The organism is Streptomyces sp. GB4-14 (genome assembly GCF_022696125.1).
Lineage (GTDB): Bacteria > Actinomycetota > Actinomycetes > Streptomycetales > Streptomycetaceae > Streptomyces > Streptomyces werraensis.
Map to the genome: position 1 here is coordinate 5313719 of NZ_RZHO01000002.1, position 24675 is coordinate 5338393.

The following is a 24675-nucleotide window of genomic DNA, read 5'->3' on the forward strand; positions in this document are numbered from 1 at the left end:
GATGCGAAGCAGCGGCAGCGGAAAGAGCGGCGGGCGCGGTAACAACCGCGGCGCCGGCAACAACAGGGACCAGAAGCAGGGGCAGGGTCGCCCCCGCAAGCCCCGCCCCGAGGAGCGCCGCTACGACGTGGGCCCCGGGGCCACCAAGGACGGACCGAAGTCCGGCCGCGGTGGCGCCAGGCCGTCGTCCGGCAAGGGCGGCGGCCGTACCGCCCCCGCGCGCTCGCGGGAGTACGAGACCCGGATCGAGGAGCGCAACCGCGACCGGTACGCCGGCCGCAAGGACGTGAAGCTCCCGAAGACCTTCCCCGGCGCCGAGCAGGAGGGCGAGCGGCTGCAGAAGGTGCTCGCCCGGGCCGGCTACGGCTCGCGGCGCGCCTGCGAGGAGCTGATCGACCAGGCACGGGTCGAGGTCAACGGCGAGATCGTGCTGGAGCAGGGCAAGCGGGTCGACCCGGAGAAGGACGAGGTCAAGGTCGACGGCCTGACCGTGGCGACGCAGTCGTACCAGTTCTTCTCCCTGAACAAGCCCGCCGGGGTCGTTTCCACCATGGAGGACCCGGAGGGGCGTCAGTGCCTCGGTGACTACGTCACCAACCGCGAGACCCGGCTCTTCCACGTCGGCCGGCTCGACACCGAGACCGAGGGCGTCATCCTGCTCACCAACCACGGCGAGCTGGCGCACCGGCTGACCCACCCCAAGTACGGGGTGAAGAAGACCTACCTCGCGCACATCGTCGGGCCCATCCCGCGTGACCTGGGCAAGCGGCTCAAGGACGGCATCCAGCTCGAGGACGGGTACGCCCGCGCCGACCACTTCCGGGTGGTGGAGCAGACCGGCAAGAACTACCTGGTCGAGGTGACCCTGCACGAGGGCCGCAAGCACATCGTGCGCCGCATGCTCGCGGAGGCCGGCTTCCCGGTCGACAAGCTGGTGCGCACCGCCTTCGGCCCGATCACCCTGGGCGACCAGAAGTCGGGCTGGCTGCGGCGGCTGTCGAACACCGAGGTCGGCATGCTGATGAAGGAGGTCGACCTCTAGGGCCTGCTCCGGGCCCGAGAGGCTTGTGCTTCCACCCTCCACCCCCTTTAATGGTCACACCGACTATTAAAGGGGGTGGAGGTCGTCGTGGACGGCTACGACAAGCACGCCTTCGAGCCCTTCGCCGTGACCGTCGACCTCGCGGTGTTCACGATCCGCGAGGCCGCGCTGCACGTCCTGCTGGTCGAACGCGGCCAGGAGCCGTACGCCGGCCGCTGGGCGCTGCCCGGGGGCTTCCTGCGGCCCGACGAGTCCGCGGAGCGCGCCGCCCGGCGCGAACTGGGGGAGGAGACCGGCCTGACCGACGTCACCGGTCTGCATCTGGAGCAGCTGCGCACCTACAGCGAGCCGGGCCGGGACCCCCGGATGCGGGTGGTGTCCGTCGCCTTCGCCGCGCTGCTGCCCGACGCCCCCGAGGCGCACGGCGGCGGCGACGCGGCCCAGGCCCGCTGGACCCGGTACGAGGCGGTACGGGACCTCGCCTTCGACCATGACCAGATCCTGGCCGACGCGCGGGACCGGATCGGCGCCAAGCTCGAGTACACCGGACTCGCCACCGCCTTCTGCCCGCCGGAGTTCACCCTCGGCGAGCTCCAGCAGGTCTACGAGACCGTCTGGGGCACGGCCCTGGACCGCCCCAACTTCCGGCGCAAGGTCCTCGCCACCCCCGGCTTCGTCGAAGCGGTTCCCGGCGCCGCGCGCCTCACCGGCGGCCGGGGCAAACCCGCCGCGCTCTACCGCGCGGGCACCGCCGCCGCCCTCCACCCGCCGCTGCTCCGGCCCGCCCCGGAAGGACGTCCCGCATGACCACGACCGCCGTCACCAAACGCGCCGCGACCGGAGCGCTCACCGGACTCGCCCTCGGGGACGCGCTGGGCTTCCCCACCGAGTTCAAGGACGTCCCCTCCATCCTCGCCGCCTACGGCGACTGGCGTTCCCTGGACCTGCCGAAGCCGGCGATCGTCACCGACGACACCCAGATGACCCTCGCCCTCGGGAGGGGCCTGCGCACCGCCATGGACCGGGGGACGCTCGGCCCGAAGCGCCTGGAGCGCCCGGTGCGCGAGGAGTTCGTGGAGTGGTGGCGCTCCCCGGAGAACAACCGCGCCCCCGGCAACACCTGCCTGCGCGCCTGCCACCTGCTGTCGCGCGACGAACGGCCCTGGCAGGACGCCAGCCAGATCCACTCCAAGGGCTGCGGCGCCAACATGCGCGTCGCCCCCGTCGGGCTGGCGCCCGGCCTCACCGACGAACAGCGCGCCGGCGCGGCACAGTTGCAGTCCGCCCTCACCCACGGCCACCCGACCGCGCTGGCCGCCTCCGACCTCACCACGCACGCCGTACGGCTGCTCGCCGAGGGCGCCGAACCGACCGGCCTGATCGGGCTGTTGCGCTCCTACGCCTACGAGAACCGCACCCGCTACCACGAGTTCTGGCTCGGCGACCTGTGGACCCGCTCCCAGGACCCCTCCCCGGAGCACTTCATCGCCCGCGGCTGGGACGAGTGCCTGGAGATCCTGGGCCGCCTCCAGGAAGCCGTGCGCACCGTCTCCCCGGAGACCGACCCGTGCAGGGCCACCGGCGAGGGCTGGATCGCCGAGGAGGCCATGGCGACCGGCCTGCTCTGCTTCCTCCTCTTCGTCGACGAGCCCCTGACGGCCCTGCGCCGCGCCGCCTGCACCTCCGGCGACTCCGACTCCATCGCCTGCCTCGCCGGGGCCTTCGCGGGCGCCTACCTGGGCGCGGACGCCTGGCCCGCCGACTGGGCGGACCGCATCGAGTACCGCGACGAACTGCTGGCCCTCGGCGCGCTCTGGGACGCTTGAGCGATGACCGACACCCTCGAACTCGACCTGCGCCCGGTGATCGCACAGCAGCCCGACCCGGTGCTGTTCGCCACGGTCTCCGGCGCGCACCTGTACGGCTTCCCGTCCCGTGACTCGGACGTGGACCTGCGGGGCGCCCACCTGCTGCCGGCCGCCGCCCTCGTCGGACTGCGCGAACCGGACGAGACCCGCTCCAGGATGTGGGTGCGGGACGGCGTCGAGATGGACCTGGTCACCCACGACCTGCGCAAGTTCGTCCGCCTGATGCTGCGGCGCAACGGCTACGTGCTGGAACAGCTGCTCTCCCCGCTGGTCGTGCACACCACCGAGGCCCACCGGGAACTGGTCGCCCTGGCGCCCGGGGTGCTCACCAGCCACCACGCCCACCACTACCGGGGGTTCGCGGGCACCCAGTGGCGGCTGTTCGAGAAGACCGGCGAGCTGAAACCGCTGCTGTACACCTTCCGGGTACTGCTCACCGGCATCCACCTGATGCGGGCCGGGGAGGTTCGGGCGCATCTGCCCACGCTGGCCGGGGAGGTGCCGGAGGCCCCGGCGTACCTGCCGGAGCTGATCGACGCCAAGGCGGAGCGGGAGCACGGGGGTGCCGACGTCGACCACGACCGGGTGCGGGGCGACGTGGAGCGGCTGCACGGGGTGCTGGACGCGGCACGGGCCGCGTCAGGCCTGCCCGACGCACCCGGGGGACACGACGCCCTGCACGACCTTCTCGTCCGGGTACGGCTGGAGGGCTGACGCGCGACGGGTGCGGACCAGGAAGTCCTCCACGCGGCGCCGGTCGGGCTCCTCCGGGAGCGGGCTGCGCGCCGCCGCCTCCTCGGCCTCCCGTACCAGGCGGTTCATGCGGGCCTCCGCCTCGGCCCACGGCACCTCGCCGCGCTTCACCTCCAGCAACTCCTCGCGCCGGTCGCCCACGTCCACCGTGAGGACGCCCGTGCGCAGCAGGTCGCCGGCGGTCATCAGCAGGCGGAGCAGGTGCATGGCGTGCTTCCAGCGCGGGGCGCCGTGGGTGCGGACGTCGGCGTCCAGCTTGCGGCGCTGGCCGTGGGCGTACCGGACGAACGTCTCGTGAACCCTGCGGGAGAGGAACGCGCCGCGCAGCGCCAGCAGCTCGCGGCCGGTGGCGTCGGCGTACTCCACCAGCGGGGAGTGCAGGCACTCCAGGATGTTGGGATTGCCGCGCAGTGCCAGCTCGCAGAAGCGCTCCAGTTCCCAGCTGAACTGCTCATCCGCCGGCCCCTCGACGTGCGTGGGCGGCTTCTCGAAGCGCCAGAAGAGGGGAGTGGGCGCCAGGAACACGCCCCTGCGGTCGGTGTCGCTGGCCTCCGTGGCCAGACCGAAGGCACGCGAGCCCATCACACAGGCGTAGATCGTGTGGTCCGTGACCAGGCTCTCGGGACGCATGCCGGGGAGCGTACGCGGTGGATCACGCCCGGCGGATCGTATTTCCGTCCACCGTGATCCGCTCCTCGGGCAGCGGCCGGGTCGCCGGGCCCCGCTCCACCGAGCCGTCGGCGACACGGAAGCGGCTGCCGTGGCAGGGGCAGTTGATCGTGCCGTCCGCGACCTCGGAGACCAGGCACCTCTGGTGCGTGCAGATCGCCGAGAACGCCTTGAACCGGCCCTCCTCGGGCTGGGTGACCACGATCTCCTCCGCCCCGAGGATCCTGCCCCCGCCCACCGGGACGTCCGCCACCGGCAGCAGCGCCTGCCCCGGTGATCCCTCCGTGTCCGGGGACTCGCCGTCCCCGCCCGAACCGCAGCCTGCCGTCAGCGCCGCCGCTCCCGATGCGAGCAGGACGGTGCGCCGCGTCGCCCGTGTGGTCATCCGGTCCCTCCCTGGATCGCCGTCGCCGCATCCTGACACCGATAACGGCACGGAGGAAGCAATACCGGCGAAACGTCACCCGAGGTGCATACCGGACGTCTCAGCGGGCGGGCGTCCCGCACCGGTACGGCCCGCGCCTGACTACGCTGGACGACCGAACAGCCTTTACGCACGTGAGCGAGGAGCATCGTCGTGGCGGTACGCGCGGTCAGGGGGGCCGTCCAGTTGGAACGGGACGAGGCCGGACACATGGAGGAGCAGGTGGGAGCCCTGCTCACCGCGGTGCTGGAGCGCAACGGACTGCACAGCGACGACCTGATCAGCATCTGGTTCACGGCCACGCCCGACCTGCGCTGCGACTTCCCGGCCGCCGCCGCCCGCAAGCTGGGCATCGTCGACGTGCCCCTCATCTGCGCGCAGGAACTCGACATCGACGGCGCCATGCCCCGCGTGGTCCGCCTCCTCGCGCACATCGAATCGGACCGGCCCCGGTCCGACATCGCCCATGTCTACCTCGGCGCCGCGGCCGCCCTCCGCAAGGACATCGCCCAGTGAGAACCGCCCTCGTCATCGGCACCGGACTGATCGGCACGTCCGCCGCCCTCGCCCTGTCCCAGCGGGGCGTCGCCGTCCACCTCGCCGACCACGACCCCGAGCAGGCCCGCACCGCCGCCGCCCTCGGCGCCGGCACCGACGAGGCGCCCGACGGGCCCGTGGACCTCGCCGTCGTCGCCGCTCCGCCCGCCCACGTCGCCGACGTGCTCGCCGACGCGATGCGGCGCGGCGTCGCCCGCGGCTACATCGACGTCGCCAGCGTCAAGGGCGGCCCCCGCCGTGAGCTCCAGGCGCGCGGACTCGACCTCACCCCCTACCTCGGCACCCACCCCATGTCCGGCCGGGAGAAGTCCGGCCCGCTGGCCGCCACCGGCGACCTCTTCGAGGGCCGCCCCTGGGTGCTCACCCCCACCCGCGACACCGACACCGAGGTCCTCAACCTCGCCCTGGAACTGGTGTCGCACTGCCGTGCCGTGCCGGTCGTCATGGACGCCGACGCCCACGACCGCGCCGTGGCCCTCGTCTCCCACATGCCGCACCTGGTGTCCAGCATGGTCGCCGCCCGCCTGGAGAACGCCGACGAGGCCGCCGTACGGCTGTGCGGCCAGGGCATCCGCGACGTGACCCGGATCGCCGCCTCCGACCCGCGGATGTGGATCGACATCCTCTCCGCCAACCCCGGACCCGTCGCCGACCTGCTCACCGACGTCGCCGCCGACCTGGAGGAGACCGTCCGCGCCCTGCGCGCCCTGGAGTCCTCCGACGAGCACAAGCGCCGCGAGGGCGTCACCGGCATCGAGGACGTGCTGCGCCGCGGCAACGCCGGCCAGGTCCGAGTCCCCGGCAAGCACGGCTCCGCCCCACGCGTCTACGACACCGTCGCGGTGCTCATCGACGACCAGCCGGGCCAGCTCGCCCGTATCTTCGCCGACGCCGAGCGCGCCGGGGTCAACATCGAGGACGTCCGCATCGAGCACGCCACCGGACAGCAGGCCGGCCTCATCCAGCTCATGGTCGAGCCCAAGGCCGCCCCGGTCCTCACGGCCGCGCTGCGGGAGCGGGGCTGGGCGATCCGTCAGTGACACCCGTCTCCCCGCCCGCCCCCGCGGGCGAGGGAGGCGTCCGCATGTCGGAGGGGTTCCCGGGAGCCAGTAATCTGGTGCGGGGCGTGTCCACGCCCCGCACACCCCACCCCACCGCACCAGGAAGGTGTTCCTCCGTGGAAAACGGCGCCGCCGAGCCCGTGATCGTCGCCATCGACGGTCCCTCCGGCACGGGCAAGTCGAGCACGTCGAAGGCCGTGGCGGCGCAGCTCGGCCTGAACTACCTGGACACCGGCGCCCAGTACCGGGCGATCACCTGGTGGATGGTGACCAACGGCATCGACATAGCGGACCCGTCCGCGATCGCCGCCGCGGCCGCCAAGCCGGAGATCCTCTCCGGCACCGACCCCGCGAACCCGACCATCACCGTCGACGGCGTGGACGTGTCCGGCCCGATCCGCGAGCAGGACGTCACCTCCAAGGTCAGCGCGGTCAGCGCGGTGCCCGAGGTGCGCGCCCGGATCACGGAGCTGCAGCGTGCCATCGCCGCCTCCGCCGTCACCGGCATCGTCGTCGAGGGCCGCGACATCGGCACGACGGTGCTCCCCGACGCCGACCTGAAGATCTTCCTCACCGCCTCCCCGGAGGCCCGCGCCGCCCGCCGCAGCGGTGAGCTCAAGGGCGCCGATCTGCACACCACCCGCGAGGCCCTGATCAAGCGGGACGCGGCCGACTCCAGCCGCAAGACCTCCCCGCTGGCCAAGGCCGACGACGCGGTCGAGGTGGACACCACCGACCTCACCCTGCAGCAGGTCGTCGAGTGCGTCGTCACCCTCGTCGAGGAGAAGCGGGCGGGGAAGTGACCGACGTTCCCTCGATGCGGGGCGCCGAGGTCGGACGGCGCATCGGCGTCGGCCTGATGTACGGGCTGTGGAAGCCGCGGGTGCTGGGCTCCTGGCGGGTCCCCGCGTCCGGCCCGGTGATCCTCGCCGTGAACCACTCGCACAACATAGACGGCCCCATGGTCATGGGCGTGGCGCCCCGGCCGACGCACTTCCTGATCAAGAGGGAGGCTTTCGTCGGCCCCCTCGACCCCTTCCTGACCGGCATCGGCCAGGTCAAGGTCGACCGGCACTCCACCGACCGCACGGCGATCGCGCGGGCGCTGGGCGTGCTGGAGCAGGGCGGCGTCCTCGGCATCTTCCCCGAGGGCACCCGCGGCGAGGGCGACTTCGCCTCGATCCGCGCCGGGCTCGCGTACTTCGCGGTGCGCAGCGGGGCGCCGATCGTGCCGGTGGCCGTCCTGGGAAGTTCCGACCGGCCCGGCCGGTTGATAAAGGCACTGCCCCCGCTGCGCTCCCGCGTCGACGTCGTCTTCGGCGACCCGTTCGACGCGGGCGACGGCAGCGGAAGACGTACGCGCAAGGCGCTCGACGAGGCCACGGCACGCATCCAGAAGCAGCTCACGGCCCACCTGGAAAACGCCAGGCGTCTCACCGGCCGCTGAGCGACACTTTGAGTAGTGGATCTCCGCCCCGCGGGGCTCCACCGATCACCACGATGAACGACGAGGTACGGACTTCATGAACGACCACATCGAGCCCGGCGGCTCGGACGCGCACGACGCTGCGCACGAGCACGATCACGGGGCGCTGGGCGATGCCGAGTTCGCGGAGTTCATGGAGCTCGCCGCGGAGGAGGGCTTCGACCTCGAGGACGTCGAGGGCGCCATCGAGGCTGCGGGCCACGGCCCGCTCCCGGTGCTCGCCGTCGTCGGCCGTCCGAATGTCGGCAAGTCGACCCTGGTGAACCGGATCATCGGCCGCCGTGAGGCGGTCGTCGAGGACAAGCCGGGCGTCACCCGCGACCGGGTCACCTACGAGGCCGAGTGGGCGGGCCGCCGCTTCAAGGTCGTCGACACCGGCGGCTGGGAGCAGGACGTCCTCGGCATCGACGCCTCGGTCGCCGCCCAGGCCGAGTACGCCATCGACGCCGCCGACGCGGTCGTCTTCGTGGTGGACGCCAAGGTCGGCGCCACCGACACCGACGAGGCCGTCGTGCGCCTGCTGCGCAAGGCGGGCAAGCCGGTCGTGCTGTGCGCCAACAAGGTGGACGGCCCGAGCGGCGAGGCCGACGCGGCCTACCTGTGGTCCCTGGGCCTGGGCGAGCCGTACCCGGTCTCCGCGCTGCACGGCCGCGGCACCGGCGACATGCTGGACCAGGTCCTCGAGGTGCTGCCCGAGGCGCCCGCGCAGACCTTCGGCACGGCCGTCGGCGGCCCGCGCCGCGTCGCCCTGATCGGCAGGCCCAACGTCGGCAAGTCCTCGCTGCTGAACAAGGTCGCGGGGGAGGAGCGTGTCGTCGTCAACGAACTCGCCGGCACCACCCGCGACCCGGTCGACGAGATGATCGAACTGGGCGGCAAGACCTGGAAGTTCGTCGACACGGCCGGCATCCGCAAGCGGGTCCACCTCCAGCAGGGCGCCGACTACTACGCCTCGCTGCGCACCGCCGCGGCCGTCGAGAAGGCGGAGGTCGCCGTCGTCCTCATCGACGCCGCCGAGTCCATCTCCGTGCAGGACCAGCGCATCGTCACCATGGCCGTCGAGGCGGGCCGCGCGCTCGTGCTGGCCTTCAACAAATGGGACACCCTCGACGAGGAGCGCCGCTACTACCTGGAGCGGGAGATCGAGACGGAGCTCGGCCAGGTCGCCTGGGCGCCGCGGGTCAACGTCTCGGCGCGCACCGGCCGACACATGGAGAAGCTGGTGCCGGCGATCGAGACGGCGCTGGCGGGCTGGGAGACCCGTGTCCCGACGGGCCGCCTGAACGCCTTCCTCGGCGAGCTGGTCGCCGCCCACCCTCACCCGGTGCGGGGCGGCAAGCAGCCGCGCATCCTGTTCGGCACCCAGGCCGGCACCAGGCCGCCGCGGTTCGTGCTGTTCGCCTCGGGCTTCATCGAGGCGGGCTACCGGCGCTTCATCGAGCGCCGGCTGCGTGAGGAGTTCGGCTTCGAGGGCACGCCGATCCACATCTCGGTGCGGGTGCGGGAGAAGCGCGGACGCAAGAAGTAGCCGGACACGGCGAAGGGGCGGTCCCGATCACGGGGCCGCCCCTTCGCCATGTCCGTCAGACGCCGCTTCGGGGTGCCGGGGGCAGCCCGGCCGGCACATGGTGCATCTCGTTGGTCCCGCGCCCCACCGGGCTCACGCGCTGCCACTGCGGCGGCTCCGCGGCGGGCCGGACGAGGGACGCGCCGAACGACCCGGGACTGTGGTCACGGTACGCGCCCGTACCGTGCGGGATGTTCCCGAAGGCGGTGAAGCCCCAGTCCTCCTCACCGCTGCGGTCGCCCGGCAGCGTACGGAAGGACTTGACGTACTCGGCGTAGAGAGCGTCGTAGATCGGCGTGGCCGAGTGGCCGCTCCGGGAGTCCTGCGCCGGGCGCACGGGTGCGGGGACCGAGGCGAGGGACTGGCGGCGGGGAGCGTCATATGCGTGCACGTATCTCCAAACGACCCCGTGCCACAAGGGATGCGGCCCGCCCCGGGTTTTCGCAGGCCGCACCGCCGGAACGCACTGTCGGCCGGCGCACGACGGAAGACGCCCCGCCTCAGATCCCGGCCAGCGGCAGCGCCGCGGCCACCAGCTTCCCGTGGGCCGCGGCCTTGTCCAGCGCGTCCCGCATCAGGTCCTCCCGGGGCTGACGCCCGACGGACCCCACCGGCGCGGCGAACATCAGCACCTGCTGGTGCTTGTTCGCCGCCGCCCGCCACCCGTCGGTGACCTGCAGCGGCTGGTGCGCCTGCCACCAGGCGACGGGGCGGCCGCCGTTCGGGTTCGGCTGGAGCACGGCGTGCAGCTGCCCCGCCGCGAGCAGCACCGACCACCCGTGCAGCACGGGCGGCACGGCGGCCAGCTCGGTCAGCGGCATGAAGCCCTGCTCGATCAGCAGCGGCAGGAAGTCGTCGCCGGACCCGACGGTGCCGGGCCGGGCGACAGGGGCGGTCGGCTCGACCACGAGCGCCGGGTGCAGCTCGTTCTGGATCAGCACCAGCCCGCTGGTCACCCCCAGCACGGCCTGCTCGGGTACGAGGTTCGGAGGCTGCTGGACGTGCGGCGGCTGCTGGATGTGCTGCGGCGCCGGCGCCTGCTGCTGGGACTCCCCGCCCACGGCTCCGATCGACCGCACGGCGCCCTGGAGCTGTTCCTCGGTGACCTGGACGACCTGCGAGGGCAGGCAGGTGGCGTGGGCGAAGGCGAGCACGGCGGTCTCGTCCCCGATGAACAGGACGGTGCTGGTGCGCTCCTGCTCCGAGTCGCCCGGGGTGCGGCAGGAGGTGCAGTCGTAACTGCCCGGGGCGGACTCTCCGGCGAGCAGGCGGGCTGCTTCTTCGTCGCCGATCTCGGCGCGTACCTCGTCGCTGACGTCGAGCATGCGCGGCACGGGTGGCTCCCTCGGGATGCGGTGCGTGGCGAGGCCGGATGGCTACCGGCCCGTGGTCCGGGCGGGTCCCCGGCTCATGAAGAAGACAACGGGCGATCTGTGGCGGGAGTCACGCCCTACGGCGAACGGAATCGAACCATCCAGCGCGCAGGGTCACAGCAGGTGCGGAATCCGGCACTCAATGTCAACTCGCGCTTGACGCAAGGGGTTTGACAGGGTGAGGTGCCTCACAGCTCACACCGCGCGGTGGTCGACAAATCCGGAAATCGCGCAATGAAATGGGTGGCCGAAAATCGCCGATACCCCGGGTAAGTCTCAACTGGCCAGGCACGACGGGCCATTGGTTGATCCGGGGGCCGACGGCTCCTTACATTCCTCCGCCGTGTGCAACGAGCACCGCTCGGGTACGTCCGCCGGCCGCACCACCGACGCACCACCCTTCGTACGACCCCGCGGCGGACGGGGCGGCCGCGGCCCGCGTGTCATCTGACGCGCCGGGCGGCGTCCCGCCGGGGGAAGCCCGGGTCCTCGGGGAAGGACCTCCATGTCCGCATGTGCCGACAACACCCGTCGTAACGCCGGCAGGGCCCGTCCCGCGGCCTTCCTGGCGGGCGCGGCCCTGCTCGCACCGCTCGGACTGCTCGCCGCCGCAGGCGGCGCGGCCGCCGCGGACGACGGGGTGTGGGACCGCATCGCCCAGTGCGAGAGCGGCGGCGACTGGCACATCAACACCGGCAACGGCTACTACGGCGGGCTCCAGTTCTCCGCCTCCACCTGGCGCGCCTTCGGCGGCACCGCGTACGCCCCGACGGCCGACCGGGCGAGCAGGGCCCAGCAGATCGAGATCGCCACGAAGGTCCAGCGCGCCCAGGGCTGGCAGGCCTGGCCCGCCTGCGGGGCCCGTGCCGGGGCGTCGGGGCCCGCCCCCGCCGCGGACCCGGCGCCCGCGAGGGAGGCCGGGCAGAAGCCGGCCGCGACGAAGCGGAGCACGGCGCAGGCGGCCCCCGGGCGCACCGCCGCCCGCGCGGACCGGGGAGCATCCCGCGGCGAGTACACCGTCCGTCCCGGCGACACCCTGAGCGGGATCGCCGCCCGGCACGGGACGGACTGGCGTCGGCTGTACGCGGCCAACCGGGACGTCGTCGGCGCCGATCCCGACGTGCTCGTGCCCGGACAGCGGCTCGACGTCTGAGGCGCCCCCTTCGTCCGACTGCCTGGGTCCCTCCGCAGCCCGGAGGGACCCTCGCCCGTCAGCCGCCGGGGCGTGCCGATCCATGTGACGAAAATGCGCACTTCTTGTGCACATCCCTTTCACGTGCCGACCGTGCCAGCCCGGATATGCGTCACGGAAGCACTCTCGAATACCTCACGCGACACAATTCTTTCGGGGTTTGCCGACGGGACTGCGAGGTACTCGGGAATATTCGTCGAATGACGCCGGACGGAGCAAGGAACCGCTCTTTCGGGTGACAGCCGCCCGTACGCCCCCGTCGTGATCCTGTGACACAAGTGTGACCGCGGACGCTCCCGGCCCCGGCTTCCGGCGCGGACTTCCCCGTTTCCGGGCCAGGGCATAGCGTGGCCGCATGGCACCCATTCCGACACCCCCCAGGGAACCCAGCGACAACCCGGACGCCTATGTCGGCCTCGCTGCCGACCGGGCCGAGCACCTCGCGCGCGAGCGCGGCTGGTCATCGGTGCGGGCCCTGGCGCCGGGGACGATCGTCACCATGGAGTACCGCGTGGGCCGGCTGAACTTCGAGGTGAGGGACGGCCGGGTGGCGCGGGCCTGGAAGGGCTGAGACACACCGAGGGCCCCGGTCCATGAGCAGTGGACCGGGGCCCTCGGTGTGTCCGGAGGTCCCTCAGGGGCGCGGCGCCGGTGTCGTCCCGCGCGGATGGCGGTCGGTGTGCTGCGGGCGTCGGCTGCCCACGGGTGTCACCGGGGAGCGCTCGGCGCGGCTGGTGTGGGGGCCGGGCGCCAGATAGACCGGCGACCGGGCCGCGCGTCCGGCGGGAACCGGCTCGTGCACCGTGCCGGCGGCGCGCTCGGTGAGCGGACGGACCACGACGGGGCGGCCCGCCGGGGCGGGCACCGGCGCCTTCGTCCTGCGACGGTCGCGCAGCCTGTCCCGCACGGTGAGGATCCGTGCCTCGGCCCGCGCGATCAGCGGCTCGAACCAGGGCAGCGCGAGCAGGATCAGCAGGCCCGCGGCCCAGCCCAGCAGGACGTCGCTGAGCCAGTGGGTGCCGATGTAGACGGTGGACAGCCCGACGCCCAGGGACGTCACGGCCGACAGTGCGGAAAGCCAGCGGCGGGCCCGCGGGGTGGAGGCCAGGTAGGCCAGGATTCCCCAGGTCACCACGGCGTTCGCGGTGTGACCGCTCGGAAATATATCCCCGCCGAGCCACATCTCGTTCGAGCCGATCTCGGTCGCGTAGTGCGGTCCGAGCCGCCCCATGCCGTACTTCGCGGCGCCCACCGTGATGTTGAGGAGCAGCAGGGAGACGCCGAGGGCGAGCAGCGGGCGCAGCGTGTGCTGCCGCCAGGAGCGCCAGCCCAGCCAGGCGGCGACCATCACGGCGGTGGGGCCGCGCTGGCCCAGCACCACGTAGTAGTCGACGAAGGCGTGCAGCTCCGGCCACTGCTGGTAGGGGCGGAAGAACATGACCTGCCAGTCCAGGCGGACCAGCCAGGAGGTGGCCACCACGGCCCACACGATCGCCCCGTAGAAGGCCAGGGTCGCGCCGAGGAGCACCATCCGGTGCCGGCTCATTCGCGGCATGCCGACGTGGGCCGGTCGCTCCGGCTCACGGTCCAGCCTCGCGAACACCCGGTCCAGACGGGTGTGACTCCGTTCGGTACGCACCCAATCGACGTTACAGCGAGTGAGTGTGCGGGCCCGACGATTCAGCGGCTTTGTGATGACGATGTGATGTGGCATTCCTCTCAGACGGGACCTTTATTTCCGGCGAATCCGAACCCCCGGAGCGCAATTGTTTTGGGCATGTCGTGCCCCCGGTTTATCGGCTGTCCGAAATGGTTCACCCGGGGCTCGCGTGGAATTCCCGTGCCGCTCACCGGCCGGCCGGTCCGGCGGGGTCAGGGCGGTCCGGACCCGTTCAGCCAGAAGGCGCCGTATGCCGCCGAGGCCGCCGCGACCGTCCCCAGTCCCGCCGCGAGCAGGCGGGTCTGCGCCCGGGCCAGGGCCACGGCGAGCGGCAGGAGCAGCGGGAAGGCCGGCATCAGCAGCCGCGGTTTCGACCCGAAGTAGCTCGACGCGCACAGGGCGAGCGCGGTGACCGTGCCGGCGTAGACCAGCAGCGGAAGCGGCTGTCCCCGGCGTACGCACAGGACGTAGAGCCACACCACCAGGGCCACGCCGGCGACCAGCGCGACCCCGGCGAGGGCCGACGGGAAGGACGTGAACCGTCCGGCGACGAACAGGGCGAAGGCGTAGCCGCCGTCGAAGCCGTTGCGCCAGCCGGCCTGCACGTCCAGATAGCCCAGCGGGCCGCCCCCGGTGCGGTCGCCGACCCACAGGACGTACCCGGCGGCCCCCAGGGGCGCGAGCAGCATCCCGGTCACCCGGCGCGGGCGCATACCGGGGGCGTGCGGCGATGGCGGAGCGCCGTCCGATGCGCCCGTACGCGGGGCGCCGGGCGGGGGACCGGCGTGGCCGTCACCGCGCGCGCCGCCCGCCGGTACCGCACTGCCGTCCCCCACGAAGGAGGAACCGGAGCGCTCCCGCAGGAAGGCGGCCACCCCGGCCGCCCACACCGCCGCGACCACCGCGAGCCCCACCGGCCGGGTCAGCCCCGCCAGCCCCGCCAGCAGGCCCGCCGTCACCCAGCGCCCCGTGAGCACGGCGTACAGCGCCCAGGCCGCCAGCGCCGTGAACAGCGACTCGCTGTACGCCATCGACTGCACGATCCCGACCGGCAGCACCGCCCACAGCAGCACCGCGCACACTCCGGCCCGCCGTCCGTACAGATGGTCGGCCACCGCGAAGATCCCCCAGGCCGCGGCGAGCGAGGCGAGCAGGCTCACCACGAACCCCCCGTCGGCGTACGACAACGGGGACACCGCCGCCACCAGCCGCTCCAGCCACGGCAGCAGCGGGAAGAACGCCAGGTTGGAGTGCACGTCGCCGTTCGGCAGCCGCACCTCGTAGCCGTACCCCAGCTCGGCGACCCTCGTGTACCAGAGGGAGTCCCAGCGGGCGGTCAGCAAGGTGTACGCGCTCTTGCCGCGTGCCCCGCTCCACAGGGCCAGGACGACCAGGCCCAGGGCACGCACGGCGGCGTACCCGAGGAGCGCCGGGGCGGCCCGGCGAAGAGCTCCGGGGCGGGCCGCGGCGGCACGCGTCTCGAGATCGTTCACGCGCCGATTATCGACCCGGCCCGGAACCGGCCCGCCCGCGCCGGCGTGGGGACCGTACGGAGGGACGGGCCGGGGGAGTGGTGTACGCCACACCGATCGGCCGCGAGGTTGAGAGGCCCGCCACTCGACCTCAGCGTTCCCTCGCGTACTCTGACGTGTCACTCGCCGTTCGCCGCGCGGGCCGGGGACGACCGCTCCTCTCCGGCCGAGGCACGGGGGAGTCCCCCACCCCGTGAGCCCGCGGCATCCGCGAGGGAACTTCTGGGAGGTACGTACATGTCCGGGACGACCACGGCCGCCGCGCTGCGCCGTCGGGCGGCCGGGGCCGGTGCCAACCGGTGGGTGGTGCTCGTCGTCCTCTGCGTCAGCCTGCTGCTGGTCGCCGTCGACGCCACCGTGCTGCACGTGGCCGTCCCCGCCGTCACCGAGGACCTCAAGCCCGGCGCGGTGGAACTGCTCTGGATCGTCGACGCCTATCCGCTGGTCTGCGCCTCGCTGCTGATCCTGTTCGGCACCCTGGGCGACCGCGTCGGCCGCAGACGGATCCTCCTCCTCGGCTACACCCTGTTCGGCGTGGCCTCGGCCATGGCGGCCTTCGCGGACGACGCGCACCTGCTGATCGTGGCGCGGGCGCTGCTCGGCGTCGGCGGCGCGATGATCATGCCGGCCACGCTGTCGATCCTGCGCCAGGTCTTCCCCGACCGCCGTGAGCGGGCGCTCGCCATCGGTGTCTGGAGCGCCGTCGCCGCCGTGGGCGCCGCGGTCGGACCGCTGCTCGGCGGCTTCCTGCTGGAGCACTTCTGGTGGGGCTCGGTCTTCCTGGTCAACATCCCGCTGATGCTGGTCAGCCTGCCCGTCGGGCGGATCCTGCTGCCCGAGTCGAAGGGTGAGGGCGACGGCCCCTGGGACGTGGTCGGCGCGCTCACGGCCGCCGCCGGGCTGTTCGCGGTGGTCCTCGGGGTGAAGCGGCTCGGCGCGGGCGAGGTCGGTGCGGCCACGCTGGTGCCGCTGGCCGCGGGGGCCGTCCTGCTGGTGCTGTTCGTCCGCCGGCAGCGGAGGCGCGAGCACCCGCTGCTCGACCTGCGGATGTTCTCCCGGCCCGCGTTCAGCACCTCGGTCGGCTGCATCGTGCTGGCCATGCTCGCCCTGGTGGGCCTCGAGCTGATCGCCGCGCAGTACCTCCAGCTGGTGCTGGGACTGTCCCCGCTGGAGACCGGACTGCGGCTGGTGCCGCTCACCTTCGCGGCGATGGCCGCGGGCCTGGCGGGCGCCCGGATGCTGCGCCGGTTCGGCCCGCGCCGCATGGTCTCCCTCGGCTTCTGCCTCACGGCCGGGGCGGTGGTGCTGCTGACCGCCATGGGCGGCGAGGACAACGCCCCGCTGCTGCTCGGCGGGTTCGTGCTGCTCGGCTTCGGGCTGGAGACCACCCTCTTCGGCGCGTACGAGTCGATGCTCAGCGAGGCCCCGCAGGACCAGGCCGGCGGGGCGGCGGCCATCGGCGAGACGTCCTACCAGCTCGGCGCGGGCATCGGCATCGCGCTGCTCGGCAGCGTGATGAACGCGGCCTACGCGCCCGGGCTCTCCCACGTCCCCGGGGTGCCGTCCTCGGCGTCCGCCGCGGCGGCGCACTCGCTGGGCGAGGCGTACGAGGTAGCGGCCCGCCTCGACGGCCCCGCGGGTGAGGCGCTGCGCCTGGCCGCCCGCCACTCCTTCGTCCACGGCCTGCACGTGACGCTCCTGGTCAGCGCGGGCCTCCTCCTCGCCGGCGCGGCGATGGCCCTGCGCCTGCCGCGCCTGATGCACTGCGACCCGGAGGAGGAAACGCCCTCCGGACCCGCCTCCGGGACATCTTCCGCCCCGGCCGACTCCGCCCCCGACTCCGGGACCACCGCCGAGGCGTCTGTCGCCCCAGGCCTCGGCAGCGCCCCCGTGCGGATGCCCGCGCAGCGGGAGTCGCGTGGCTCGGGCGTGAAGGTCTGACCCGCCGGCCCGAAGCCGCCTCGAGATTCTCCTCGGGGGCCACTGCCACGGTTGCCCGCGGGCTGCGTCCTCGGCGGTTCGCCGGTTGCCCTGCGGGGCAGGCCGCGAGGCTGTTCGCGCGGCAGGTGACGGGGCCGTCTCCGGTGGTGTTCCTGAGGCCCGCTCCGGGGTCGGCCTACGCCGTCACCTCCGGGGCCGGATCCGGTGGCGCTCCGGAGGCCCGCGCCGGGCCCGGAGCGCCCCGACGCCGGGACCGGCCCCGTGCGATGCGCTCAGCGGGAGTCGCCGGGTGGCCGGGGCCGCGGTGTGACGCGTCCGGCGTGGGCCGGGGTGGACGGCGGGGGGACCGCGTCGTAACGTCGGGCCGAGCCTGACTAGCAGTGCTAGTCGACGTACCGGATGACCAGCCCCCGGAGGGTGCACCCATGGCCGCGTCCGCGAAGCCGCCCGCGTTCGACCCCGCCGACCCCCTCGGCCTCGACGACCTGCTGGAGCCGGAGGACCTGGCGATCCGGGACACGGTGCGCGGCTGGGCGGCGGACCGTGTGCTGCCGTACGTCGCGGACTGGTACGAGAGGGGCGAGCTGCCGGACATCCGGGAGCTGGCCCGGGAGCTCGGCGGGATCGGCGCGCTCGGCATGTCCCTCGACGGCTACGGGTGCGCGGGCGCGAGCGCCGTGCAGTACGGGCTTGCCTGTCTGGAACTGGAGGCGGCCGACTCCGGCATCCGCTCCCTGGTGTCCGTGCAGGGCTCCCTCGCCATGTACGCGATCCACCGCTTCGGCAGTGAGGAGCAGAAGCAGCAGTGGCTGCCCCGGATGGCGGCCGGCGAGGTCATCGGCTGCTTCGGGCTGACCGAGCCCGACCACGGCTCCGACCCCGGCTCGATGCGCACCTACGCCAAGCGCGACGGCTCCGACTGGGTGCTCAACGGCCGCAAGATGTGGATCACCAACGGGTCCGTCGCCGGGGTCGCCGTGGTGTGGGCGCAGACCGACGACGGCATCCGCGGGTTCGCCGTCCCCACCGACGCGTCCGGCTTCTCGGCGCCGGAGATCAGGCACAAGTGGTCCCTGCGCGCCTCCGTCACCAGCGAGCTGGTCTTGGACGACGTACGGCTGCCCGCCGACGCGGTGCTGCCGGGGGTGACCGGACTCAAGGGCCCGCTGAGCTGTCTGTCGCACGCCCGGTACGGGATCGTGTGGGGCTCGATGGGCGCCGCGCGGAGCTGTTTCGAGGCTGCGGTCGACTACGCGAAGTCACGGGAGCAGTTCGGGCGGCCCATCGGCGGCTTCCAGCTCACCCAGGCCAAACTCGCCGACATGGCGGTGGAACTGCACAAGGGGATCCTGCTCGCCCACCATCTGGGGCGGCGGATGGACGCCGGCCGCCTGCGTCCCGAGCAGGTCAGCTTCGGCAAACTCAACAACGTGCGCGAGGCGATCGAGATCTGCCGTACGGCCCGGACGATCCTCGGGGCCAACGGGATCTCGCTGGAGTACCCGGTGATGCGGCACGCGACGAACCTGGAGTCGGTGCTCACCTACGAGGGCACCGTGGAGATGCACCAGCTCGTGCTGGGCAAGGCGCTCACCGGAATCGACGCGTTCCGGTAGACCCGCCTGCGGGGGCGGGGCCGGCTCGGCGGCCCCGCCTCAGCTCTGGTTGAAGAAACCGTCGGCGCGGTGCGCGGCCGGCTCGCCGCTGACCACCTCGGTGTCGGCGGGGCTGAGCAGGAACACCCGGTTGGACACCCGCTCGATGGAGCCGCGCAGACCGAAGATCAGACCCGCCGCGAAGTCGACGACGCGCTTGGCGTCGGCGGCGTCCATGGCCGTGAGGTTCATGATGACCGGCACGCCCTCGCGGAACAGCTCACCGATGGCGCGGGCGTCCCGGAAGCTGTCCGGGGTGACCGTGCCGATCCGGCGGCCCCGCTCCTCGGCGGCGTCCGCGGCCACCTTGACCCGCGGGTCGGTGACCCAGGCCTCGCCGGGTTCGGTCCCGTCGGAATAGTCGTCGTCGTAGTAACGCTCGTCTTCGTTGTCGTCGACGAGGCCAAGCCAGGCACTCGCCTTGCGTACCGATCCCATGGACGCCTCCTCTCACAGCGGTCTTTCGTGCTTTCCGCATCCCTATGGTCGTCCATGATGCGGAGGGTGCGCCAAGTGGATAGACGCCGCGCGGGGGGTTTGTGACGGTACTGGTGCACAGCGAATCCGTCGAGAGTCCTGGTTTCCCAAGGGCCGTGACACAAACGGATGCTGACTGAGAGTGAAATATGATTCTACGCGGCGTACGGGTGAAGAGGGGCGCATCCGGGTGAACGCCGCGACCGGTACGATGCCGCAGCCGAACGTCGTACACATGCACGGGGGGATGTCGTGTTCGGGATCGTCAGGCCTTGCCGTCACCGGCTGGGCGAGAAGCTCACCGCCCAGTGGACGGCCCATCTCTGCGGGCTCTGCCTGGCCCTGCGCGGCGACCACGGGCAGCTCGCACGGATCGTCACCAACTACGACGGGCTGCTCATCTCCGTCCTGACGGAAGCTCAGGCGGACCGGGGCGGCGGCACGGGACGCCGGACCGCCGGCCCCTGCCCGCTGCGCGGGATGCGCACCGCGTCCGTCGCCCACGGCGAGGGCGCGCGGCTGGCCGCGGCCGTCTCCCTCGTCCTCGCCTCCGCCAAGGTGCGCGACCATGTCGCCGACGGCGACGGGCTGCTGGCCCGCCGTCCGGTGGCGCTCGCCGCGCGCCGGGTGGCGGCGGGCTGGGACCGGGCGGGCGCCCGGACCGGCTCCGAGGTCGGGTTCGACACCGCCGTCCTGGTCGACGCGGTGGACCGGCAGACCGGCATCGAGTCGCTGGCCGGGCCCGGCACCCCGATCCTCACCGTCACCGAGCCGACCGAGACGGCGACCGCGGCGGCCTTCGCGCACACCGCGGTGCTCGCCGGACGGTTCCACAACGCCGCACCCCTCGCGGAGGCCGGGCGTCTCTTCGGGCGCCTCGCGCATCTGCTGGACGCGGTGGAGGACCGGGAGGCCGACGCCGCCTCCGGCGCCTGGAATCCGCTCACCGCCACGGGCACCTCGCTGGACGAGGCCCGCCGTCTCGCCGACGACGCCGTGCACGGCATCCGGCTGGCGCTGCGCGAGGCCGAGTTCACGGACGGCTCTCTCGCCCACCGGCTTCTCGTGCATGAACTCCCCAACTCCGTCCGGCGTGCCTTCGGTACGCCCTCCTGTGCCCACGGTTCGCATCCGTACGCCCCTCCGGGTGCTCCCGGTGCGCCGGGTGGGCCCACACCCCCCGAGCCGCCGCGCCGGGACCGGCGCGGCCTGCTGGCCGGGTGCGCCGTGTGGCTGGGACTCGCCTGTACCTGTCAGCTCTGCTGCGGGACCTACGAGGACCCGTGGACGCGCGAGCGCAAGGAAGGGTGCCTCAACAACTGCGACTGCGACTGCTGCGAGTGCTGCGAGTGCTGCAACTGTTGCGGCGAGGACGGCTGTTGCAGCGGGTGCGACTGCGGCTGCGACTGCTGATCCGGCCTCGGACGTGACAGGCGCGCTCACGGTTCCCTCCGTGTGCCTGTCGGGGGCGGGTTTCGGCCACCCCGATCAGTGTTCGACCGGTCGTCACCCCGGTGTGACGACCGGTAACGCCGGGACGGGAGGGGAGCAAGTCGACCAGTCGTCCCTAATCCTCAGGCCAAAAGGCACCCTTGCGCCGAACGGTCGGTCGGCCGAATACTCACCGCAGCGCTTGTCAGGGGCACGACGGGTCCGGAATCCGGTCCGCCGTCCGCTGGCTGCGCCTCACCGGGCCCACAACCCCACGAGGGCCCCCAACTTCCTTTGTGGAGGAACGAAACGTGAGGATCAAGCGCACCACCCCCCGAAGCGGCATCTCGAGACGGACTCGGCTGATCGCCGTCTCCACCGGGCTCGTGGCCGCCGCCGCGATCGCGATCCCCAGCGCGACCGCGGCCGAAACCCCCACCGCCTTCAGCGCCTCCGCGCTCAAGAGTGCGAGCAGCTCGGTGCTGAAGGCCGACGTCCCGGGCACCGCCTGGGCCGTCGACAGCAAGACCAACCGGGTCGTCGTGACCGTCGACAGCACCGTCTCCCAGGCCGAGATCAACAAGATCAAGCAGCAGGCCGGGGAGAACGCCGAGGCGATCACCGTCAAGCGCACCCCGGGCAAGTTCACCAAGCTCATCCAGGGCGGTGACGCCATCTACGCGAGCAGCTGGCGCTGCTCCCTCGGCTTCAACGTCCGCAGCAGCAGCGGCGTCGACTACTTCCTGACCGCCGGTCACTGCACCGACGGCGCGGGCACCTGGTACTCCAACTCCGCCCGCACCACGGCCATCGGCTCGACGGCCGGATCCAGCTTCCCGGGCAACGACTACGGCATCGTCCGGTACACCGGGTCCGTCAGCCGGCCCGGCACCGCGAACGGCGTGGACATCACCCGTGCGGCCACCCCGAGCGTGGGCACCACCGTCATCCGTGACGGTTCCACCACGGGCACCCACAGCGGCCGGGTCACCGCGCTCAACGCGACCGTCAACTACGGCGGCGGCGACATCGTCTCCGGCCTCATCCAGACCACGGTCTGCGCCGAGCCCGGCGACTCCGGCGGCCCGCTCTACGGCAGCAACGGCACCGCGTACGGTCTGACCTCCGGCGGCAGCGGCAACTGCTCCTCCGGCGGCACGACCTTCTTCCAGCCGGTGACCGAGGCCCTGAGCGCCTACGGGGTCAGCGTCTACTAGGACGCCCCGCCGGCCCGGCCGGTCCGGTACGGCTCCCGAGGAGCCTGCAGTCCCACGAGCCCCCGCACGCGACCCGCGTGCGGGGGCTCGTCCCTGTTCCGGGCCGGGCGCCGCGACCGGTGCGATCGCAACTCCCGCTCATGGCACGGCGGACGGATCTCGCCGCGGAGGGGCGATTTTGAGCCACTCGCCGAACAGGGGGTGCGTGCCCCCGGTAACCCCCGTGTGACGTTTGCAGTATGAACCGTCCCGTGTCTCCATGAACTGTCAGGACATAGAGGGCGCACGGTCGTTGTCGCACGCGCGTCCGGAAGTCGACCTTGTGTGCTCCCTGTGGCGTTCGGAAGAGTGGGCGGCGTTCAACCGGCGCGGGCGTGGCTTTTTCTGTGCTCCACCCCCGTGGCCGTACGCCTTCCGGTCCGGCGAGGTCCCCACAACCCCTCCGGGCCGTCCCCCCACAGGAGGACGTGAGTTGAAGCACCGACGCATACCCGGGCGCCGTGCCGTCATGGCGGGTGCGGGCATCGCCGCACTGGCCGCGGGCGCGGTCACCTTCCAGACTGCGAACGCCAGCGAGGTCCCGGCCGACGCCGCGCCCCGCACCCTCTCGGCCCAGGCGGCCGGAAACCTCGCCTCGACGCTGCTCCAGGACCTCGGCGCGGACGCGGCGGGGACGTACTACGACGCGAAGAGCAAGAGCCTCGTGGTGAACGTGATCGACGAGGCCGCGGCCGAGGCCGTCGAGTCGGCCGGCGCGAAGGCCAGAGTCGTGGCGAACTCGCTCGCCGACCTGAGGAGCGCGCGCACCACGCTCCAGCGGGACGCCGCCGTCCCGGGCACGTCCTGGGTGACCGACCCGGTCTCCAACAAGGTCGTCGTCACGGCGGACCGCACGGTCTCCCAGGCCGAGTGGACCGAGCTGACCGAGGTCGCCGAGGGTCTCGGCACCACGGTGGAGCTCCAGCGCACCAAGGGTGAGTTCAAGCCCTTCATCGCGGGCGGCGACGCCATCACCGGCAACGGCGGGCGCTGTTCGCTGGGCTTCAACGTGACCAAGGGCGGCGAGCCGCACTTCCTCACCGCGGGCCACTGCACCGAGGGGATCTCGACCTGGTCGGACTCCTCGGGCGACGTGATCGGCGAGAACGCCGCGTCCAGCTTCCCGGGCGACGACTACGGCCTGGTCAAGTACACGGCCGACGTGGCGCACCCGAGCGAGGTGAACCTGTACGACGGCTCCTCGCAGTCGATCTCCGGCGCGGCCGAGGCGACCGTCGGCATGCAGGTGACGCGCAGCGGCTCCACCACCCAGGTCCACTCCGGCACGGTCACCGGCCTGGACGCCACCGTGAACTACGGCAACGGCGACATCGTCAACGGTCTGATCCAGACCGACGTGTGCGCCGAGCCGGGCGACAGCGGCGGCTCGCTCTTCTCGGGCGACAAGGCGGTCGGCCTGACCTCCGGCGGCAGCGGCGACTGCACCTCGGGCGGCACGACCTTCTTCCAGCCCGTCACCGAGGCCCTGTCGGCCACCGGTACGCAGATCGGCTGAGCCAGCTCAGGGCCGCACGGCGTCCCGTCCCTCCCGCGAGGAGGGGCGGGACGCCCGCGTTCAGGAGGCGCCGGATCCGTGTGCCGTGCGCGCCGGTTCCGGCCCGGGCCGCCGGCGCAGCGCCGACATCAGCACGGTGACGACGGTCCCCGCCACGGCCCAGGCGGACAGCACCAGCAGCGGGCCGGTCAGGCCGTTGCCCCGGAAGTACACGATCGAGCGGGCCGCCCAGGTGCCCGCGCCCGGCGGCAGCGCCGGTCCGATCGCCGCCCAGAACGGCGGCAGCAGCGGCGCCGGCAGGGCCCCGCCCGCGCTCGGGTTGCCCAGGATCACCACGAGCAGGATCGCCACGCCGATGCCGATGACCCCGAGGACCGCCTGCAGGGCGAGCGTGGCGGCGCCCACGGCGAAGATGATCAGCGCCCCCAGCCCCCACAGCCCCGCGAAACCGTCCGGCAGCGCGTCCAGCGCGGGTCCGACGAGGAGCGCGCCGCCGAGCCCGCCGAGCACCGCGACCACGGCCATGGCGCCGAGCCGGATCACCGCCCGGCGCGGGGTGGACGCGCGGGCGCCCGAGCTGATCGCCAGGATCGACGCACACAGATAGCCGCCCACGCACCAGCCGACCACCAGGTAGAACGACGACAGCCCGTTGGCGTCCTGGGCGGAGGCCGGGGCGACGTCCTCGACCCGCAGGGCGCGCCGTTCGTCCCGCTCCACCTCGGTGAAGAGCCGCTCCAGGGCGGTGGCCAGCGTGGTGCCGCCGCCGGTGGCGACCAGCAAGGTGTCGGTGGTCCCCTCGGGGTCGACCACCAGGGCCCCGTCGATGTCCCGGTCCTCGATCTGCCGGCGGGCGGTCGCCTCGTCCGCCACCGCCCGGGGATCCAGCGGCGAGCCCGGCAGCTCCTTCAGCCGGGTCACCGTCTCCTTCGCCACGGACGGGGGCGCGACGACCCCGACGGGCGCGTCCCGCAGGGCCGGGTGGTGCAGGGCGCCCACGTACGAGGTGATGAACAGCAGCATCAGCGCGATCACGCCGAGCACCAGCAGGGTGGCCCGTGGGGTGACGGCGTCGCGCACCTCGCCGGGGAACGAGCGCGGGCGGGCCCCGGGACCGGTGCTCTGTGTCATGTCCCCACGGTCCGGGGGAGCGGGTGTTTGCGCAGGTGGGACAGGGCCGAACGGATGTCGCACACTCATTCGAAAATTGGTCT

24 protein-coding genes are annotated in these 24675 nt (G+C 72.8%); 16 read left to right on the top strand and 8 right to left on the bottom strand.

Annotated features, from left to right (window positions below; genetic code table 11):
- Position 1: 1 nt before the first annotated feature.
- The 4 genes from ELQ39_RS25465 to ELQ39_RS25480 all read left to right on the top strand — a co-directional run bounded on the left by ELQ39_RS25465 (position 2) and on the right by ELQ39_RS25480 (position 3624).
- Complete coding sequence (locus tag ELQ39_RS25465; RefSeq protein WP_190003998.1) at positions 2–1042, top strand: pseudouridine synthase; 1041 nt, start codon at positions 2–4, stop codon at positions 1040–1042.
- Between the two features lie 87 nt (positions 1043–1129).
- Positions 1130–1849, top strand: a complete 720-nt coding sequence (locus ELQ39_RS25470; protein WP_225628770.1) for an NUDIX hydrolase — start codon at positions 1130–1132, stop codon at positions 1847–1849.
- Positions 1846–2868 (top strand): ADP-ribosylglycohydrolase family protein, encoded by a 1023-nt coding sequence (locus ELQ39_RS25475; protein WP_242594152.1) that lies wholly within the window; start codon positions 1846–1848, stop codon positions 2866–2868. Before ELQ39_RS25470 ends, ELQ39_RS25475 begins: the two co-directional genes overlap by 4 nt.
- 3 nt (positions 2869–2871) lie before the next feature.
- Positions 2872–3624, top strand: coding sequence for a nucleotidyltransferase domain-containing protein (locus ELQ39_RS25480; protein WP_242594154.1), 753 nt, complete (start codon positions 2872–2874; stop codon positions 3622–3624).
- Here ELQ39_RS25480 and ELQ39_RS25485 read toward each other — a convergent pair.
- Both ELQ39_RS25485 and ELQ39_RS25490 read right to left on the bottom strand, forming a co-directional pair.
- Positions 3550–4293 carry a nucleotidyltransferase domain-containing protein gene (locus ELQ39_RS25485; RefSeq protein ID WP_242594156.1) on the bottom strand — a complete coding sequence of 248 codons (744 nt, stop codon included), beginning with the start codon at positions 4291–4293 and terminating at the stop codon, positions 3550–3552. The two genes, ELQ39_RS25480 and ELQ39_RS25485, sit on opposite strands and share 75 nt — an antisense overlap.
- 22 nt (positions 4294–4315) lie before the next feature.
- Positions 4316–4717, bottom strand: coding sequence for a Rieske (2Fe-2S) protein (locus tag ELQ39_RS25490; protein WP_242594158.1), 402 nt, complete (start codon positions 4715–4717; stop codon positions 4316–4318).
- 192 nt (positions 4718–4909) lie between these two features.
- Here ELQ39_RS25490 and aroH point away from each other — a divergent pair, with 192 nt between their 5' ends.
- From aroH to der, 5 genes are all read left to right on the top strand, one after another.
- Positions 4910–5272 carry a chorismate mutase gene (gene aroH, locus ELQ39_RS25495; RefSeq protein ID WP_225628734.1) on the top strand — a complete coding sequence of 121 codons (363 nt, stop codon included), beginning with the start codon at positions 4910–4912 and terminating at the stop codon, positions 5270–5272.
- A complete protein-coding gene (locus ELQ39_RS25500; protein WP_225628735.1) occupies positions 5269–6354 on the top strand; it encodes a prephenate dehydrogenase in 1086 nt (361 codons plus the stop codon). Before aroH ends, ELQ39_RS25500 begins: the two co-directional genes overlap by 4 nt.
- A 137-nt stretch (positions 6355–6491) precedes the next feature.
- A complete protein-coding gene (cmk, locus tag ELQ39_RS25505) occupies positions 6492–7178 on the top strand; it encodes a (d)CMP kinase (RefSeq protein WP_190004005.1) in 687 nt (228 codons plus the stop codon).
- Positions 7175–7822, top strand: a complete 648-nt coding sequence (locus ELQ39_RS25510; RefSeq protein WP_242594160.1) for a lysophospholipid acyltransferase family protein — start codon at positions 7175–7177, stop codon at positions 7820–7822. Before cmk ends, ELQ39_RS25510 begins: the two co-directional genes overlap by 4 nt.
- Before the next feature lie 76 nt (positions 7823–7898).
- Positions 7899–9389 carry a ribosome biogenesis GTPase Der gene (gene der / locus ELQ39_RS25515; protein WP_019522804.1) on the top strand — a complete coding sequence of 497 codons (1491 nt, stop codon included), beginning with the start codon at positions 7899–7901 and terminating at the stop codon, positions 9387–9389.
- Between the two features lie 55 nt (positions 9390–9444).
- Here der and ELQ39_RS25520 read toward each other — a convergent pair whose 3' ends face one another.
- Together ELQ39_RS25520 and ELQ39_RS25525 are read right to left on the bottom strand one after the other, a co-directional pair.
- Positions 9445–9819, bottom strand: coding sequence for a hypothetical protein (locus ELQ39_RS25520; protein ID WP_225628738.1), 375 nt, complete (start codon positions 9817–9819; stop codon positions 9445–9447).
- A 109-nt stretch (positions 9820–9928) separates the two neighbouring features.
- On the bottom strand, positions 9929–10762 hold the full coding sequence (locus tag ELQ39_RS25525; protein ID WP_242594161.1) for a hypothetical protein: 834 nt from the start codon (positions 10760–10762) through the stop codon (positions 9929–9931).
- A 544-nt stretch (positions 10763–11306) separates the two neighbouring features.
- Here ELQ39_RS25525 and ELQ39_RS25530 point away from each other — a divergent pair.
- Both ELQ39_RS25530 and ELQ39_RS25535 read left to right on the top strand, forming a co-directional pair.
- A complete protein-coding gene (locus ELQ39_RS25530) occupies positions 11307–11954 on the top strand; it encodes a LysM peptidoglycan-binding domain-containing protein (RefSeq protein ID WP_190004009.1) in 648 nt (215 codons plus the stop codon).
- 394 nt (positions 11955–12348) lie between these two features.
- Entirely contained in the window at positions 12349–12564 is a 216-nt protein-coding gene (locus ELQ39_RS25535) for an I78 family peptidase inhibitor (RefSeq protein ID WP_093765011.1), read from the top strand.
- Positions 12565–12627: 63 nt separating this feature from the next.
- On the opposite strand, the gene ELQ39_RS25540 is transcribed toward ELQ39_RS25535, so the two are convergent.
- Together ELQ39_RS25540 and ELQ39_RS25545 are read right to left on the bottom strand one after the other, a co-directional pair.
- On the bottom strand, positions 12628–13632 hold the full coding sequence (locus ELQ39_RS25540) for a phosphatase PAP2 family protein (RefSeq protein WP_242594162.1): 1005 nt from the start codon (positions 13630–13632) through the stop codon (positions 12628–12630).
- Between the two features lie 233 nt (positions 13633–13865).
- The gene (locus tag ELQ39_RS25545) at positions 13866–15146 is read right to left on the bottom strand and encodes a glycosyltransferase family 39 protein (protein WP_242594163.1); all 1281 of its coding nucleotides are present in this window, start codon (positions 15144–15146) and stop codon (positions 13866–13868) included.
- A 276-nt stretch (positions 15147–15422) separates the two neighbouring features.
- On the opposite strand from ELQ39_RS25545, the gene ELQ39_RS25550 reads away from it, so the two are divergent.
- Both ELQ39_RS25550 and ELQ39_RS25555 read left to right on the top strand, forming a co-directional pair.
- Positions 15423–17126 carry an MFS transporter gene (locus ELQ39_RS25550; RefSeq protein WP_242594164.1) on the top strand — a complete coding sequence of 568 codons (1704 nt, stop codon included), beginning with the start codon at positions 15423–15425 and terminating at the stop codon, positions 17124–17126.
- Positions 17127–17551: 425 nt separating this feature from the next.
- The gene (locus ELQ39_RS25555; RefSeq protein ID WP_242594165.1) at positions 17552–18742 is read left to right on the top strand and encodes an acyl-CoA dehydrogenase family protein; all 1191 of its coding nucleotides are present in this window, start codon (positions 17552–17554) and stop codon (positions 18740–18742) included.
- A gap of 39 nt (positions 18743–18781) precedes the next feature.
- Here the strand turns inward: ELQ39_RS25555 and ELQ39_RS25560 are convergent, their stop codons facing one another.
- Positions 18782–19219, bottom strand: a complete 438-nt coding sequence (locus ELQ39_RS25560; RefSeq protein WP_019522796.1) for a cell division protein SepF — start codon at positions 19217–19219, stop codon at positions 18782–18784.
- Positions 19220–19510: 291 nt separating this feature from the next.
- On the opposite strand from ELQ39_RS25560, the gene ELQ39_RS25565 reads away from it, so the two are divergent.
- From ELQ39_RS25565 to ELQ39_RS25575, 3 genes are all read left to right on the top strand, one after another.
- Entirely contained in the window at positions 19511–20671 is a 1161-nt protein-coding gene (locus ELQ39_RS25565) for a DUF5685 family protein (RefSeq protein WP_242594166.1), read from the top strand.
- A 329-nt stretch (positions 20672–21000) separates the two neighbouring features.
- Positions 21001–21906, top strand: coding sequence for a S1 family peptidase (locus ELQ39_RS25570; protein WP_225628747.1), 906 nt, complete (start codon positions 21001–21003; stop codon positions 21904–21906).
- Between the two features lie 472 nt (positions 21907–22378).
- Positions 22379–23461, top strand: coding sequence for a S1 family peptidase (locus ELQ39_RS25575; protein WP_443334349.1), 1083 nt, complete (start codon positions 22379–22381; stop codon positions 23459–23461).
- A gap of 60 nt (positions 23462–23521) precedes the next feature.
- Here the strand turns inward: ELQ39_RS25575 and ELQ39_RS25580 are convergent, their stop codons facing one another.
- Positions 23522–24592: a DUF3533 domain-containing protein gene (locus tag ELQ39_RS25580; RefSeq protein ID WP_190004016.1), complete on the bottom strand. Its 1071-nt coding sequence runs from the start codon at positions 24590–24592 to the stop codon at positions 23522–23524.
- Positions 24593–24675: the final 83 nt, after the last annotated feature.

Coding starts and splice junctions, on each gene's coding strand:
- ELQ39_RS25465 (WP_190003998.1), top strand. CDS start 2: ATGCGAAGCAGCGGCAGCGGAAAGAGCGGCGGGCGCGGTAACAACCGC.
- ELQ39_RS25475 (WP_242594152.1), top strand. CDS start 1,846: ATGACCACGACCGCCGTCACCAAACGCGCCGCGACCGGAGCGCTCACC.
- ELQ39_RS25480 (WP_242594154.1), top strand. CDS start 2,872: ATGACCGACACCCTCGAACTCGACCTGCGCCCGGTGATCGCACAGCAG.
- ELQ39_RS25485 (WP_242594156.1), bottom strand. CDS start 4,293: ATGCGTCCCGAGAGCCTGGTCACGGACCACACGATCTACGCCTGTGTG.
- ELQ39_RS25490 (WP_242594158.1), bottom strand. CDS start 4,717: ATGACCACACGGGCGACGCGGCGCACCGTCCTGCTCGCATCGGGAGCG.
- der (WP_019522804.1), top strand. CDS start 7,899: ATGAACGACCACATCGAGCCCGGCGGCTCGGACGCGCACGACGCTGCG.
- ELQ39_RS25530 (WP_190004009.1), top strand. CDS start 11,307: ATGTCCGCATGTGCCGACAACACCCGTCGTAACGCCGGCAGGGCCCGT.
- ELQ39_RS25535 (WP_093765011.1), top strand. CDS start 12,349: ATGGCACCCATTCCGACACCCCCCAGGGAACCCAGCGACAACCCGGAC.
- ELQ39_RS25550 (WP_242594164.1), top strand. CDS start 15,423: ATGTCCGGGACGACCACGGCCGCCGCGCTGCGCCGTCGGGCGGCCGGG.
- ELQ39_RS25555 (WP_242594165.1), top strand. CDS start 17,552: ATGGCCGCGTCCGCGAAGCCGCCCGCGTTCGACCCCGCCGACCCCCTC.
- ELQ39_RS25560 (WP_019522796.1), bottom strand. CDS start 19,219: ATGGGATCGGTACGCAAGGCGAGTGCCTGGCTTGGCCTCGTCGACGAC.
- ELQ39_RS25580 (WP_190004016.1), bottom strand. CDS start 24,592: ATGACACAGAGCACCGGTCCCGGGGCCCGCCCGCGCTCGTTCCCCGGC.